Origin of the sequence: Streptomyces sp. NPDC093221, from assembly GCF_044753885.1 — a bacterium.
Classification (GTDB): domain Bacteria; phylum Actinomycetota; class Actinomycetes; order Streptomycetales; family Streptomycetaceae; genus Actinacidiphila.
Genome location: NZ_JBIVOA010000012.1, coordinates 153,080 through 166,867, shown reverse-complemented (window position 1 = coordinate 166,867; position 13,788 = coordinate 153,080). Strand labels below are relative to the sequence as shown.

General features: G+C 70.3%; 11 protein-coding genes and 2 pseudogenes. 8 read left to right on the top strand and 5 right to left on the bottom strand.

What is annotated here, in order from left to right; translation table 11 throughout:
- Position 1 precedes the first annotated feature (1 nt).
- Positions 2 to 685: a two-component system response regulator CseB gene (gene cseB, locus ACIQCJ_RS33370; protein WP_355342294.1), complete on the top strand. Its 684-nt coding sequence runs from the start codon at positions 2 to 4 to the stop codon at positions 683 to 685.
- Positions 686 to 691: 6 nt separating this feature from the next.
- Positions 692 to 2,047, top strand: coding sequence for a sensor histidine kinase (locus ACIQCJ_RS33365; RefSeq protein ID WP_402713559.1), 1,356 nt, complete (start codon positions 692 to 694; stop codon positions 2,045 to 2,047).
- 84 nt (positions 2,048 to 2,131) lie between these two features.
- On the opposite strand, the gene ACIQCJ_RS33360 is transcribed toward ACIQCJ_RS33365, so the two are convergent.
- The gene (locus ACIQCJ_RS33360) at positions 2,132 to 2,542 is read right to left on the bottom strand and encodes a hypothetical protein (protein ID WP_402713557.1); all 411 of its coding nucleotides are present in this window, start codon (positions 2,540 to 2,542) and stop codon (positions 2,132 to 2,134) included.
- A gap of 108 nt (positions 2,543 to 2,650) precedes the next feature.
- Complete coding sequence (locus tag ACIQCJ_RS33355) at positions 2,651 to 3,151, bottom strand: ATP-binding protein (RefSeq protein WP_355342288.1); 501 nt, start codon at positions 3,149 to 3,151, stop codon at positions 2,651 to 2,653.
- Positions 3,152 to 3,309: 158 nt separating this feature from the next.
- On the opposite strand from ACIQCJ_RS33355, the gene ACIQCJ_RS33350 reads away from it, so the two are divergent.
- Together ACIQCJ_RS33350 and ACIQCJ_RS33345 are read left to right on the top strand one after the other, a co-directional pair.
- Positions 3,310 to 4,686, top strand: a complete 1,377-nt coding sequence (locus tag ACIQCJ_RS33350) for a transcriptional regulator (RefSeq protein WP_402713555.1) — start codon at positions 3,310 to 3,312, stop codon at positions 4,684 to 4,686.
- Entirely contained in the window at positions 4,683 to 5,042 is a 360-nt protein-coding gene (locus ACIQCJ_RS33345; protein WP_355342282.1) for a hypothetical protein, read from the top strand. The genes ACIQCJ_RS33350 and ACIQCJ_RS33345 overlap by 4 nt, the downstream gene beginning before the upstream one ends.
- Positions 5,043 to 5,111: 69 nt before the next feature.
- Here the strand turns inward: ACIQCJ_RS33345 and ACIQCJ_RS33340 are convergent, their stop codons facing one another.
- Entirely contained in the window at positions 5,112 to 6,686 is a 1,575-nt protein-coding gene (locus ACIQCJ_RS33340; protein WP_355342279.1) for an MDR family MFS transporter, read from the bottom strand.
- A gap of 234 nt (positions 6,687 to 6,920) precedes the next feature.
- Between ACIQCJ_RS33340 and ACIQCJ_RS33335 the strand changes: the two genes are divergently transcribed.
- Entirely contained in the window at positions 6,921 to 7,499 is a 579-nt protein-coding gene (locus ACIQCJ_RS33335; RefSeq protein ID WP_355342276.1) for a helix-turn-helix domain-containing protein, read from the top strand.
- A 135-nt stretch (positions 7,500 to 7,634) separates the two neighbouring features.
- Here ACIQCJ_RS33335 and ACIQCJ_RS33330 read toward each other — a convergent pair whose 3' ends face one another.
- Positions 7,635 to 8,372 (bottom strand): M23 family metallopeptidase, encoded by a 738-nt coding sequence (locus ACIQCJ_RS33330; RefSeq protein WP_355342273.1) that lies wholly within the window; start codon positions 8,370 to 8,372, stop codon positions 7,635 to 7,637.
- A 514-nt stretch (positions 8,373 to 8,886) separates the two neighbouring features.
- On the opposite strand from ACIQCJ_RS33330, the pseudogene ACIQCJ_RS33325 reads away from it, so the two are divergent.
- The 3 genes and pseudogenes from ACIQCJ_RS33325 to ACIQCJ_RS33315 form a co-directional block, all read left to right on the top strand.
- A pseudogene (locus ACIQCJ_RS33325) lies at positions 8,887 to 9,063 on the top strand (hypothetical protein); the annotation flags it as partial.
- Entirely contained in the window at positions 9,060 to 9,689 is a 630-nt protein-coding gene (locus ACIQCJ_RS33320) for a trypsin-like peptidase domain-containing protein (protein WP_402713552.1), read from the top strand. The pseudogene ACIQCJ_RS33325 and the gene ACIQCJ_RS33320, both read left to right, overlap by 4 nt.
- A pseudogene (locus ACIQCJ_RS33315) lies at positions 9,622 to 9,810 on the top strand (NACHT domain-containing protein); the annotation flags it as partial. The gene ACIQCJ_RS33320 and the pseudogene ACIQCJ_RS33315, both read left to right, overlap by 68 nt.
- 1,265 nt (positions 9,811 to 11,075) lie before the next feature.
- Here ACIQCJ_RS33315 and ACIQCJ_RS33310 read toward each other — a convergent pair.
- Positions 11,076 to 13,595 (bottom strand): ATP-dependent Clp protease ATP-binding subunit, encoded by a 2,520-nt coding sequence (locus ACIQCJ_RS33310; protein WP_355342267.1) that lies wholly within the window; start codon positions 13,593 to 13,595, stop codon positions 11,076 to 11,078.
- Positions 13,596 to 13,788: the final 193 nt, after the last annotated feature.

Below are 13,788 nucleotides of genomic sequence, written 5' to 3'. Positions count from 1 at the left end.
GGTGGCCGCCACTCATGTCCTGTTCGTCGAGGACGACGACGTCATCCGCGAGGCGACGACTCTCGCGCTGGAACGCGACGGCTTCGAGGTCACGGCCGCGCCCGACGGGCTCGAAGGGCTCACGGCCTTCCGCGCCCGCAGGCCGGACCTCGCGCTGCTCGACGTGATGGTGCCGGGCCTGGACGGCGTGTCGCTGTGCCGCCGGATCAGGGACGAGTCGACGGTGCCGGTGATCATGGTGTCGGCGCGGGCCGACGCCATCGACATCGTGCTCGGCCTGGAGGCCGGGGCCGACGACTACGTGACCAAGCCGTTCGACGGCGCGGTGCTGGTGGCGCGCATCCGCGCCGTACTGCGCCGCTTCCGGGCGGCGGGCGGTGACGACGGGCTGGACGACGCGCCGCAGCTCTCCTTCGGGGACATCGAGATCGACCCCGAGGGCATGGTGGTCACGCGGGCCGGGGAGCGGCTGGCGCTGACCCCGACCGAGATGCGGCTGCTGCTTGAGTTCGCGGGCGCGCCCGGCACCGTGCTCTCCCGCGACCGGCTGCTCCAGCGGGTCTGGGACTACGAGTGGGGCGGCGACACGCGGGTCGTGGACGTCCATGTGCAGCGGCTGCGCGCCAAGATCGGCCAGGACCGGCTGGAGACCGTCCGCGGTTTCGGCTACAAGCTGCGGGCCTGAGGTCGCGTGCCGTCCCGTCCGGCGGACTCGCCGTCCGCCTCCTCGTACCCCGGAGCCCCGCGCCGCTCGCGTACCGGCCCGCGCCGCTTGCGTACCGGCCCGCGCCGCTTCGGTACCGGCCCGCGCTGGTTCCGTGCCGGTCTGCGCTGGAAGATCGCCGCGGCCATCGCCGTGGTGTCGGCGCTGGTCGCGCTCGCGCTGAGCCTGGTCGTGCACAACGCCGCGCGGGTCAGCATGATCAACAGCACCCGTGACGTCCAGGACGAGCGCGTCCAGTCGGCGCTGCGGATCTACGAGACGACCGGGCGGCTGGTCTTCTACGCCAAGATCGACGACCCGGAGCTGCCGCGCGAGCTGAAGGAGTTCGCGGCCAAGGGGCAGCGCGCCACGTATGTGCAGGACACCGGCGGTCACCCGATGGTGTGGGCGGAGACGCCCGCCGCGGACGGCCGGGTGCTGTCGCTGAAGACCGGTTTCACCGACCGCTACTCCGTGCTGGACGACCTCGACCAGGCGCTGGTGGCCGGGTCGCTCGCGGTCGTCGTCGGCGGTACGGCGATCGGCGTGCTGATCGGCGGCCGGATGTCGCGGCGGCTGCGGAAGGCGGCGGTCGCGGCCCGCAAGGTCGCGGACGGCGACACCGAGGTACGGGTGCGCGAGGCGATCGGCGGCCGGCGCGTACGGGACGAGACGGACGAGCTGGCGCGGGCCGTGGACGCGATGGCCGACGCGCTGCAACTGCGGCTGGAGGCCGAGCGGCGGGTGACGGCCGATATCGCGCACGAGCTGCGGACGCCGGTCACCGGTCTGGTCACCGCCGCCGAGCTGCTGCCGCCCGGCCGCCCCTCGGAGCTGGTGCGCGACCGCGTGCACGCGCTGCGGACGCTGGTCGAGGACGTCCTGGAGGTGGCGCGGCTGGACGGCGCCGCGGAACAGGCCGACCTCCAGGAGCTGGCGCTCGGCGAGTTCGTCCGCCGCCGCGTCGTGGCACTGGCGCCGGACGCCTCGGTCACGGTGGCCGAGGAGGCCGTCGTGCCCACCGACCCGCGCCGCCTGGAGCGCATCCTCGGCAATCTGCTCGCCAACGCCGCCCGGCACGGCGGCGCCCCCGTCGAGGTGGTGGTCGACGGCCCCTATCTGCGCGTCCGCGACCACGGGCCCGGCTTCCCCCCGGACCTCCTGCGCGACGGCCCCAACCGCTTCCGTACGGGCTCCGCCGCCCGCTCGGGCGGCGGCCACGGCCTGGGCCTGACGATCGCCACCGGCCAGGCCCGCGTCCTCGGCGCCCGCCTCACCTTCCGCAACGTCCCCGCCGAGGACGGCGGCGGCGCGGTCGCGCAACTGATGCTGCCCCGCGAGTAGCCGTGGGTCCGGCACTTCGCGGGGCTTGCACAATCCAGTGACCTCCCGCCACGCGAATGTCGGTCGCAGTCGGATGGCACGCGTCTACATCTCCCGCGGGTGGGCGGTGGACGCCGCGGGGACAGCCGTTGGCTGCCAGGGGTCGGTGAGTTCGTAGCAGTGGCCGCCGGGATGGTCCGCGTACTGGCAGCACCCCTCGTCCAGCGGTTCGGGCGCGCGTACCCGGCAGTCGGGCAGCACCGTGAGGGCGAGTGGCCCCTCGCTTCGGTCCCACCGGGCCCAGACCGAACCGGTGTCGCGGCCGTCGATGTGCATCACGTACGCGTGGTGGTCACCTGCGGCGTGGGCCTGGAGCACGCATCGCAGGTCGCGGTCCACGTGCTCGGGCTCCGTGGTGTCGGGCGGGGCGAACGCCCGCGCCGCGGGCACGAGTTGGTCGGGTAAGAGGCGGCGGGCACCGCACACGGGTAAGGGTGCGGGCACGAAGTCGTTCACGGCGGACCCTCCATGGTTGTTCTCGAAGTCGCGTCGCCCGGAATCGAACCGGGGCCTGCCCGACCGGGGGGCCGGGTCTCTTCCACGGAAATACGGGGGGGGTGACGGTCACGCGGGCTCGCGCACCAAAGCGGCTACGACGGCCCACGTCGTCTTCGTGCCGTTCTCGTGCGGTGTCCAGCCCCAGTCCCGCGAGAGCGCGGCCACCAACGGCAGCCCGCGACCGGTCTCGCCGTAGCGATCGGGGCCGCGGTCGATGACCGGCGGACGGCGCGAGCCGTCGCGTACTTCGATCAGCACGTGACCGTCGGCTGCGGTCACGGTCAACGCGATGCTCGGGCACGGCGCGTGCTGTAACGCGTTGCCGACCAGTTCGCTGAGCACGATCAGCGCCACGTCCGCTGCCTCGCTCAGTCGCCACTCGGCCAGGCGGTCACGCAACTCGTGGCGCGCACGGCCCACCTCGGCGAGTTCGGGCCTCAGCCCGAGTGCGATGCGATGCCGCGCAATCATGCGGGGCCGGCCGCGAGGTGCCACGGTTTTGGTCGGCATGGGCGATCTCCGTTCCAGAATGAGCAGCGTCTCCGGTAGTTGCTCGTAGTTGCTCATCGAGGAAAACCGATAGCGTCCGGCGATCGCGTGGCCACCGGCGTGTAAGAAGCATGCAATTCGCACATCGGAGTCGCCCCGACCGGGCATCCAGCCTCCAACGTGCCGCTTCAGAAGCTACGTTCTGACCGTCAACGTGCTGAAGTGCCGGAGCCGAGATGACCGCAGACGCCAAGCCCAACAACGTCATCCGCGATGTGCGGGAAGCTCAGTTCCGCATGAGCCGGACCGAGTTCGCCCGACACGTCAACGCCACGGCGTCAACTCTGGGCGAGAACACCGGCTGCACTCCGCGCCTCATCGCGGCGTGGGAGCGCGGAGAGGTCGCCAGCCCCCGGCCTGTCTACGAGCGCGTGCTGCACAAACTCACCGGTCGCTCCCTGACCGACCTGGGATTCAGCCCACGGCGGGCCACGATCAGCACAGTCGCGGTGACCGTCCGGCGGGCGACGTACGGACGGACCAGGACCAGGACCGCGACCGGACACGGCGGGCCAATCCATATCGACAACGCGTTCGTTCAGGAGCCCGACTCAGGCACTCTTGAGGACATGATCCGTCGTGAGTTCCTACGACTCGTCAGCGTCACGGGGGCGATAGTCGCACTCCCGCAGCCCGTGGCGCCGCCCGAGACCGGTGCGGCTCCCACCGAGGACATGCGTGAGCGCAGCACGCTCAATGCCGATCTATGGAGCGTCTACGGTCTGACATCGACCAAGCAGTCGGTGTATCCGCTGGTGCGGGAACAACTCGCCTCTCTCACCTCTGCCCTGAGGGGAGGGCAGCGGGCCTCGGATCACCGCGAACTGTGCGGCATGGTCGGCGACATCGCCCAACTCGCCGGCGAGGTCTGGTTCGACGCGAACCGGTACACCGAAGCCGCTCAGTGCTACCTGCTGGCCGGTGACGCGAGCAAGGAAGCCGGGGACCGGGATCTGTGGGCCTGTGCGCTGGTCCGGCACTCGTTCGTCAGTCTCTACGCGCGCCAGTACGAGGAGGCGCTTCCGCTGCTTGAGGCAGCCGCGGCCCTCGCGCGGAACGGAGACGGTGAGCTGCCCACCCGCCACTGGGTCGCATCCGTGCGGGCGCAGGTCCTCGCCGGGCTGGGTGACGCGGACGGCTGCAACCGCGCGCTGGACGAGGCGGCCGGCGTGCAGGATCTGACCGGCCCCGCCCCCAGCGGCTGGCTGCGCTTCACCGGCGACCGACTGGCGGAGGAACGGGGGGCCGCCTATATCTCCCTGGGTCGGCTGGACCTGGCCGAGCAGGCTCTCACGAGAGCGCTTCGTGAACCACTCTCCCCGCGCCGCCAGGGCTCGGTGCTCACCGACCTCGCCGTGATCGGTGCCCGCCGCAAGGACATCGACCGGCTGGTGAGCCATGGGACGGGCGCGGTGGACGTGGCATACCGGACCAGGTCGGGTTACATGATCCAAAAACTGCACGGCTTGAGGAGTCATCTCACGCCGTACGTGTCCGACAGGCGGGTCCGGGAGTTGTCGGACCGCATGACAGCGTTGGGAGTCCGAACGTGACACAAGAACCTGGACGCCTGTTTCGTGAGGCGTGGATCACCGGAGTGCACCGGCACTTCCCGGGGGAGCCGAAGGCCGGGTACGTAACGCCGTGGGAGGCGACGCCGGAGTGGGAGCGGGCGTCGGCAGCGGCCGTGGAGGGGCAGGTGCGGGAGTTCCTGGCGGTGAGCGGCGGGCACGCGGGCAGGCTCGGCCGGGAGCAGAAGGGGCGGTTCGTGGCGACGTGCTGGATCGCGCAGATCTACCGGCACTTCGAGGACCCGAAGCCCGGGTATGTCGCGGACTGGGCTGAGCTGCCGCCCTGGCAGCGGGAAACGGACGCGGACATCTTCGAGGCGGTCGAGGCCGCGTCGTAGCCGCGGCGCGACCGAGCCCCGCGTCTGCCGGGGCGGGCGCGGGGCTCGTACGGGGTAACGGTCAGATGATCAGATGGCGTCGGCCAGGACCGGGGGCTGTTCGTCCTCGGAGCTGGCGGCCTTGGGGGCCGCGGCGCGCAGCGGGGTCTCGGTGATGAACCAGGCCGCGACGAAGCCGACGACGCTGATGACGGCGCCCCACAGGAAGACGGTGTGGGTGCCGTCGGCGACCGCGTGGAAGTACGCGTCCTTCACGGCCGGCGGGAACTTGGCGATGGTGGCCCGGTCGAGCTGGGCACCGGCTCCAGCGGCCCCGGAACCGGCTCCGGCGGCGCTGGAGGCCATGCCGTGGGAGACGGTGTGCGTGAAGAGGGCGCCGAAGAGCGAGACGCCGAAGGAGCCGCCGATCGTGCGGAAGAGGGTGGAGGACGAGGAGCCGACGCCGATGTCCTTCATCTCGACGCTGTTCTGCGCGATCAGCATCGTGATCTGCATGACGAAGCCCATGCCGACGCCGAGTACGGCCATGTAGAGGCCGGAGGTGAACCGGCTGGTGTTGACGTCCATGGTGGAGAGCAGGAACAGGCCGAAGGTCATGAAGGCGCCGCCGACCAGCGGGAAGATCTTGTACTTGCCGGTGGAGGTGGTGATGCGTCCGGCGACCATGGAGACGACGAGCATGGCGCTGAGCAGCGGCAGCAGCAGGAGTCCCGAGTTGGTCGCGGAGGCGCCCTGGACGGTCTGCTGGTACAGCGGCAGGAAGGTCATCGCGCCGAACATCGTGAAGCCGACGATGAAGCCGACCAGCGAGATCAGCGAGAAGTTGCTGTTGCGGAAGATCCGCAGCGGCAGCACCGGCTCGGCGGCGCGGGTCTCGGCGTAGAGGAAGGCCGCGAGCGAGACGAGGCCGAGCACGAGCAGGCCGATGATCTGCGCGGAGCCCCAGGCGTACTGCGTGCCGCCCCAGGTGGTGAGCAGGACCAGCGAGGTGATCGCGACGGTGAGCAGCGACGCGCCCCAGTAGTCGATACGGCCCGAGCGCCGCTTCTTCGGCAGGTGCAGCACGATGGTGACCATCGCGAGGGCGACGACGCCGATCGGCAGGTTGATGTAGAAGCTCCAGCGCCAGCCCCAGTTGTCGGTGATGCTGCCGCCGACGAGCGGGCCGCCGATCATGGCGATGGCCATGACACCGGCGATCATGCCCTGGTACTTGCCGCGCTCGCGGGGCGGGATCATCTCGCCGATGATCGCCATCACGCCGACCATCAGACCGCCGGCGCCCAGGCCCTGGACGGCGCGGAAGCTGATGAGCTGGTCCATGGTCTGCGACATGCCGGAGAGCGCGGAGCCGAGCAGGAACAGCACGATGGACGTGAGGAAGATGCCCTTGCGGCCGTACATGTCGCCGAGCTTGCCCCAGATGGGGGTGGAGGCGGCGGTGGCCAGCGTGTAGGCGGTGACGACCCACGACAGGTGGTTGAGCCCGCCGAGTTCGCCGACGATCGTCGGCATCGCGGTACCGATGATCATGTTGTCGAGCATCGCGAGCATCATCGCGATCAGCAGGCCCGCCATGACGACGCGCACACTGCGCTGTCGCGGCTCCGCCTTGACGGCGGCGGCGGTGTCGGTCTGGGACATGGCGGTGGGTCCTCCCCCGGTGAGGGCGGTTCTCCGGGTCCGGCGACACTCACTTCGCCGTCCGCTTACTTGCCGCCCGGCTAGCTAGGTACGGAATGAAGGTACGGGCGTAACTAGCCGGGCGTCAAGTAAGTGCGTAGGGTTTGACCAAGGCCGTACCGTCATGCCCCGTACAGCCCGTCGAGCCGGTCGGGCTCCGTCTGCCCGACGCGAGCGCAGCAGGAGTGCACAGCCATGGTCACAGCGCAGACCCGCCGCGGCGACACCCGCCGCCGCATCCAGGACGTCGCCCTCGAACTCTTCGCGGAGCAGGGCTACGAGAAGACCTCACTGCGCGAGATCGCCGAGCATCTGGACGTCACCAAAGCGGCGCTCTACTACCACTTCAAAACCAAGGAAGACATCCTCATCAGCATCGCGCAGGACCTGTCGAAACCGGTCGACGCGCTGATCGCCTGGGGCAACGAGCAGCCGCGCACGCTGGCCACCAAGCAGGAGGTGCTGCGCCGCTACAGCGAGGCGCTGTGGGGCGCGGAGGCGCTGTTCCGGTTCTTCCAGGAGAACCAGGCCACGGTGCGCGAGCTGAGCATCGGCGAGTCCTTCAAGGGCAAGATCGGCTCGCTGAGCGGGCTGCTGAGGGAGCCGGAGTGGCCGATGCCCGCGCAGGTGCGCTGCATGACCGCGCTCTTCGCCATGCACGCCGGGATGTTCGCGATGCGCGACATCGAGGGCGATCCGGCCGCCAAGCGCGCCGCCATTCTCGACGTCGCGCTCGACCTGGTCGCCCAGGCGGAGGCCGAGGCGGGGGTCTGAGGGGGCTGAGCTTACGAGGGGCTGAGCTTGCGAGGGGCTGAGGGGCTCTTCCGAGGGTCCTCGCACGGGTAGAGACGGCGGCCGGATGTTGACGGCCGCCGTCTCTCTTGTACGACTGGTGGGATCAGACGTACGTCAGACGTGCACGCCGTGCGTGCGCAGGAAGTGCAGCGGCTCGACGGAGGAGCCGTAGTACGGGGTCTTGCGGATCTCGAAGTGCAGGTGCGGACCGGTCGAGTTGCCGGTGGAGCCGGACTTGCCGATCTCCTGGCCGGTGTCCACCTTCTGGCCGACGTGCACGCCGATGTGCGACAGGTGGCCGTACTGCGAGTACGTGTTGTCCGCGTGCTTGATCACGATGTTGTTGCCGTACGCGCCGCCCCAGCCCGCCGTCACGACGGTGCCGGTGTGCGCGGCCCGCACGCTCGTGCCGCTCGGCACGACGAAGTCCTGGCCGGAGTGGGTGTGCGCCCAGTGCGGACCGGCCTGCGCGTACCCCGCGCCGATCACGTAACCGCTGGTCGGGGTCACCCAGGACGCGCTGCGGGCCTTGCGGTCGGCGGCGGCCTTGGCGTCCGCGCGCTTCTTGGCGTCGGCCGCGGCCTTGGCCTTGGCCTCGTTGGCGGCCTTGGTCTTCGCGGCGTCGGCCTTCACCTTGGCCGCGGTGGCCTGCTGGCCGCTGGCCTGCTTCTGCACCACGTCGGAGATGCTGCTCGCCGTCCCGGCGGCGAGGAATCCCTCGTGCTGCGTGTCGGCGGCGATCGCCGCCGTCGAGCCCAGGGCGAGCGCCGCGACCAGTCCGCCCGTCACTACCGCGACACGGCCACGGGTGACGGACTTCGGGGCACGGTTCATCGTCGAGTTCTTGCGCATGAAGAAACAACCTCACTGAAAGGGGGGAGCAACAGGTCCGGAGATCCGAAACATCCGACTGCGGCTCGTTGCCCATCCTTGGTAACGCGGCATTCCGCCGGACCACAAGGACCCCTATTACTAAGCGCGGTCGTAGTGCCGACCTCTCGGATTCCGCCCTTCCCTTCACCCTTTTTACGTCGAATGCCCGGTACGCCCCCGCGCTCAAGTCGCACCAAAACGGGCATCAAGGGCCCCGCCCCTTCACTTCCCTGTCCCCCGCCTGTGCGTGATCCACAGGCTCCGCACACCCCGCGAACCCGCCACTATTTCGCTTAGTAAGTGGCCTGGCTCACATGGGGCACATCACCTCGCCACGCGATCCGGCGAATTCCACCGGGACCAAAGACCTGTGACCGCCGCCACTTCCCCGCCCCTTCCCCGCCCCTTAGAACCCGCCCCCTTCCGCGAATTCGTGGCGCGGGTCACATTCACGCCCCTATCGTGAGGCCCGGACACAAGGGGGGCCGGCCACGGCGGGATCAAGGCCGTGGTCGTCGAAGCGGGCGCCGACACCGCCCGCACCACGGGCCGCACCCACACGGTCTCCTTCACGCTCCGCCCGAAGGACGCGGCGACGGGCCGGCCGGTGGAGATCGCCGCCCCGGACGAGGGCACCCTGCCGGGTGACGCGCCCCGGCCGCCCCGGTGAGCGGGCCCTTACGGGAGCGGCTGACGGTCGTCCGCAGCCGAGGCGTCCAGGGCAGCGGCTACCTGCTGACGCCCACGCTGGTCCTGACGGCCGCGCACCTCGTGGCGGGCACGGACGAGGCCAGGGTCACCGTGCTCGGCGGCGCGGGCGAGGTCGGCTGCCGCGTCGCGGGCCGCTGGTACGAGGACACGTCGGGCACCGACGTGGCCGTCCTCGTCGCGCCCCGGCCGCTGGCCGACGAGAGCGCCTTCGCCCGCGGTCGCCCCAACCTGTGGGCCATGCTGTCCTCCCTCGCCCCCGTCCCCGACTGCCAGGCGATCGGCTTCCCCTACGCCCAGCGCGACGCGACCGGCGGCCTCGACACCGAACAGCTCACCGGTACGTACAAGCCCGGCTCGGGCCTGCTCGGCGGCCGGGACGTACTCACCGTCGACGGCACCCCGCCCGCGCCGCGCCCCGACGGCCTCTCCCCCTGGGCGGGCATGTCCGGCGCCGCCGTCTTCGCGGGTGACGTCCTGATCGGCGTCGTGACCACCGACCCGACCGGCTGGCAGCGACATCCTGGCCGAACGGCGCGGGCTGGTCCTCATCGACGGCCTGGACGAGATCGACGAACGGTCCCGTGAGCGCGTCGGCGACTGGCTGCGCGGCCTGCTCGCCGCGTATCCCGGCAACCGCTGGCTGGTCACGTCCCGCCCGACGGCCGTCTCCGACTCCTGGCTCGCCGACGAGGGCTTCACCGACCTGACCCTCTCCCCCATGAGCCGGGGCGACATCCGCGCCTTCACCGAGCGCTGGCACGACGCCGCCCGCGCCACCGTCCCCGACGAGGAGCCCGAGGAGCGGGCGCGCCTCGACACGTACCAGCGCACCCTCCTCGACGCCCTCCACACCAAGCAGGACCTGGCCCGGCTCGCCACGAACCCGCTCATGTGCGGCCTCATCTGCGCCCTGCACCGCGACCGCAGCGGCTACCTCCCCACCGGCCGCAAGGAGCTGTACGACGCCGCCCTCGGCATGCTGCTGATCCGCCGTGACCGCGAACGCGGTCTGGCGACCCCGCTCACCGAGGAACCGCAGATCCAGCTCCTCCAGAAGCTGGCGTACTGGCTGGTGAAGAACGGCCAGGCCGAGATGGACATCTCCGACGCCATGCGCCTGATCTCAGCCGCCCTGCCCGCGATGCCGTCCGCCGCCGCGCTCGGCGACAGCGCCTCCGTCTACTGCCACCTGCGCGACCGCAGCGGGCTGCTGCGCGAGCCCACGCCGGACACGGTCGACTTCATCCACCGCACCTTCCAGGACTTCCTGGCCGCCCGCGCAGCCGTCGAAGACCTCGACTTCGACCTGCTGGCCGCCAACGCCCACCACGACCAGTGGGCCGACGTCATCCGCATGGCCGTCGCCCACGGCCGCCCGGCCGAGCGGGCCAGGCTGCTGCGGAAGCTGATCGAGCGCGGCGACGCGGAGCCGGACCACTCAGCCCGGCTGCACCTGCTGGCGACGGCGTGCCTGGAACACGCCACAGAGCTGGACCCGCGGGTCCGCGCGGAGGTGGTGCATCGTGCGGAGAGGCTCATCCCGCCACGGACGGCCGAGGACGTCCAAGGACTGGTGAGCGTCGGCCCGCTGGTCCTGGAACTGCTTCCGGGCCCGGAAAGGCTGAGCCGCGACGAGGCCTCGGCCGTCGTCCAGGTGGCGTGGTCCATCGGTGGAGACGCCGCGGTCGTTCTGCTGGCTCGGTTCGCAGCTCACGACCGCCATCATGGAAGCGCGTTGCCCCAGGGACCCCGGCCCGGTCGACCTGGCGCCGCTCGCGGCCCTTCCCGCTCTGACCAAGGTCACGGTCACCGGCCCCGGCCCCGTCCTCAACGCCGACCGCATCCCGCGCGCGAAGGTCACCGTCCACGCCCCGAGGTGACAAAAGGGGCGGGCCCCGGACCGTTACCGCTGGTCCGGGGCCCGCCCCTCACTGCGCCGCTGTCGCGGCGGACGCTACCGCGCCGGAGGCGCTACGCGTCCTTGGTCAGATTCGGCCCGCTCGCCGTCTCCACCGGCGGGGCGTCCGCGACCGTGACCTTTTCCTCGCCACGGAACGTGAACTTGGCCGTCTCGCCCTCGCCCTCGACGTCGACCACGACGATGTGACCGGGGCGCAGCTCGCCGAAGAGGATCTTCTCGGAGAGCGAGTCCTCGATCTCGCGCTGGATGGTCCGGCGCAGCGGCCGGGCGCCCAGGACGGGGTCGTAGCCGCGCTTGGAGAGCAGCACCTTGGCGTCGGGGCTGAGCTCGATGCCCATGTCGCGGTCGCGCAGCCGCTCGTCGACCCGGCTGATCATGAGGTCGACGATCTGGAGGATGTCCTCCTCGGTGAGCTGCGGGAAGACGATGACATCGTCGACGCGGTTCAGGAACTCCGGGCGGAAGTGCTGCTTCAGCTCGTCGCTGACCTTGTTCTTCATCCGCTCGTAGTTGGACTTCGTGTCGCCCTGGGCGGCGAAGCCCAGATTGAAGCCCTTGGAGATGTCCCGGGTGCCGAGGTTGGTGGTCATGATGATCACCGTGTTCTTGAAGTCCACGACCCGGCCCTGGGAGTCGGTCAGGCGACCGTCCTCCAGGATCTGCAACAGCGAGTTGAAGATGTCGGGGTGGGCCTTCTCGACCTCGTCGAAGAGGACGACGGAGAACGGCTTGCGGCGCACCTTCTCGGTGAGCTGGCCGCCCTCCTCGTACCCGACGTAGCCGGGAGGCGAGCCGAAGAGCCGCGAGACGGTGTGCTTCTCGCTGAACTCCGACATGTCGAGCGCGATCAGCGCGTCCTCGTCGCCGAAGAGGAACTCGGCGAGCGCCTTGGACAGCTCGGTCTTACCGACGCCGGACGGGCCGGCGAAGATGAACGAGCCGCCGGGACGCTTGGGGTCCTTCAGACCGGCACGCGTGCGTCGGATGGCCTTGGAGAGCGCCTTGACGGCGTCCCGCTGGCCGATGACGCGCTTGTGCAGCTCGTCCTCCATGCGCAGCAGGCGGGAGGACTCCTCCTCGGTCAGCTTGAAGACCGGGATGCCGGTGGCGGTCGCCAGGACCTCGGCGATCAGGTCGTCGTCGACCTCGGCGACGACGTCCATGTCGCCGGCCTTCCACTCCTTCTCGCGCTTGGTCTTCGCGGCGAGGAGCTGCTTCTCGTTGTCCCGGAGCGAGGCCGCCTTCTCGAAGTCCTGCGAGTCGATCGCGGACTCCTTCTCGCGGCGCACGTCGGCGATCTTCTCGTCGAACTCGCGCAGGTCCGGCGGCGCGGTCATCCGGCGGATACGCATCCGGGAACCGGCCTCGTCGATCAGGTCGATCGCCTTGTCCGGCAGGAAGCGGTCCGAGATGTACCGGTCGGCCAGGGTCGCGGCGGCCACCAGGGCGGAGTCCGTGATGGACACCCGGTGGTGCGCCTCGTACCGGTCGCGCAGGCCCTTGAGGATCTCGATGGTGTGCTGGAGCGACGGCTCCGCGACCTGGATGGGCTGGAAGCGGCGCTCGAGGGCCGCGTCCTTCTCCAGGTACTTGCGGTACTCGTCCAGCGTGGTGGCGCCGATGGTCTGGAGCTCACCGCGGGCCAGCATGGGCTTGAGGATGGAGGCGGCATCGATCGCGCCCTCGGCGGCACCGGCGCCGACCAGGGTGTGCAGCTCGTCGATGAACAGGATGATGTCGCCGCGGGTGCGGATCTCCTTGAGGACCTTCTTCAGGCGCTCCTCGAAGTCACCGCGGTAGCGGGAGCCGGCGACCAGGGCGCCGAGGTCAAGCGTGTAGAGCTGCTTGTCCTTCAGCGTCTCGGGCACCTCGCCCTTGACGATCGCCTGGGCCAGGCCCTCGACGACGGCGGTCTTGCCGACGCCGGGCTCGCCGATGAGCACGGGGTTGTTCTTGGTGCGGCGGGACAGCACCTGCATGACCCGCTCGATCTCCTTCTCGCGCCCGATCACCGGGTCGAGCTTGGTCTCACGAGCGGCCTGGGTCAGGTTGCGGCCGAACTGGTCGAGGACGAGCGAGGTCGAGGGGGTGCCCTCGGCCGGGCCGCCTGCCGTGGCCGACTCCTTCCCGCCGGAGTAGCCGGACAGGAGCTGGATGACCTGCTGCCTGACCCGGTTGAGATCGGCGCCCAGCTTCACCAGGACCTGGGCTGCGACGCCCTCGCCCTCGCGGATCAGGCCGAGCAGGATGTGCTCGGTGCCGATGTAGTTGTGGCCGAGCTGGAGGGCCTCGCGGAGCGACAGCTCCAGGACCTTCTTCGCCCGGGGGGTGAAGGGGATGTGGCCGGACGGGGCCTGCTGGCCCTGGCCGATGATCTCCTCCACCTGCTGGCGGACCGCCTCGAGCGAAATCCCGAGGCTCTCCAGGGCCTTAGCGGCGACACCCTCACCCTCGTGGATCAGGCCCAGGAGGATGTGCTCGGTGCCGATGTAGTTGTGGTTGAGCATCCGGGCTTCTTCCTGAGCCAGGACGACAACCCGCCGCGCGCGGTCGGTGAACCTCTCGAACATCGTTAATCGCTCCTCAGAGCGGTCGGGCAGTGAGGGGTCGGTCCCCTCCCTGTCCTTCCGCATGCTAGTCCCGCACAGCGGCGCCGCTCACGTATCCACCCCCGCTCGCGCGAGGAAAGCTGCGCTACCGGCTGACGTCACTCACACAACCTCGATGGTGCGAGACGATGTTCCCGCAGGCCAGGCGAATACC

What these genes read in the sequence shown, in the direction of transcription:
- ACIQCJ_RS33330 (WP_355342273.1), bottom strand. Translation starts at nt 8,372, where the DNA reads ATGCGCAAGAACTCGACGATGAACCGTGCCCCGAAGTCCGTCACCCGT.
- ACIQCJ_RS33340 (WP_355342279.1), bottom strand. Translation starts at nt 6,686, where the DNA reads ATGTCCCAGACCGACACCGCCGCCGCCGTCAAGGCGGAGCCGCGACAG.
- ACIQCJ_RS33350 (WP_402713555.1), top strand. Translation starts at nt 3,310, where the DNA reads ATGACCGCAGACGCCAAGCCCAACAACGTCATCCGCGATGTGCGGGAA.
- ACIQCJ_RS33310 (WP_355342267.1), bottom strand. Translation starts at nt 13,595, where the DNA reads ATGTTCGAGAGGTTCACCGACCGCGCGCGGCGGGTTGTCGTCCTGGCT.
- ACIQCJ_RS33335 (WP_355342276.1), top strand. Translation starts at nt 6,921, where the DNA reads ATGGTCACAGCGCAGACCCGCCGCGGCGACACCCGCCGCCGCATCCAG.
- ACIQCJ_RS33355 (WP_355342288.1), bottom strand. Translation starts at nt 3,151, where the DNA reads ATGAGCAACTACGAGCAACTACCGGAGACGCTGCTCATTCTGGAACGG.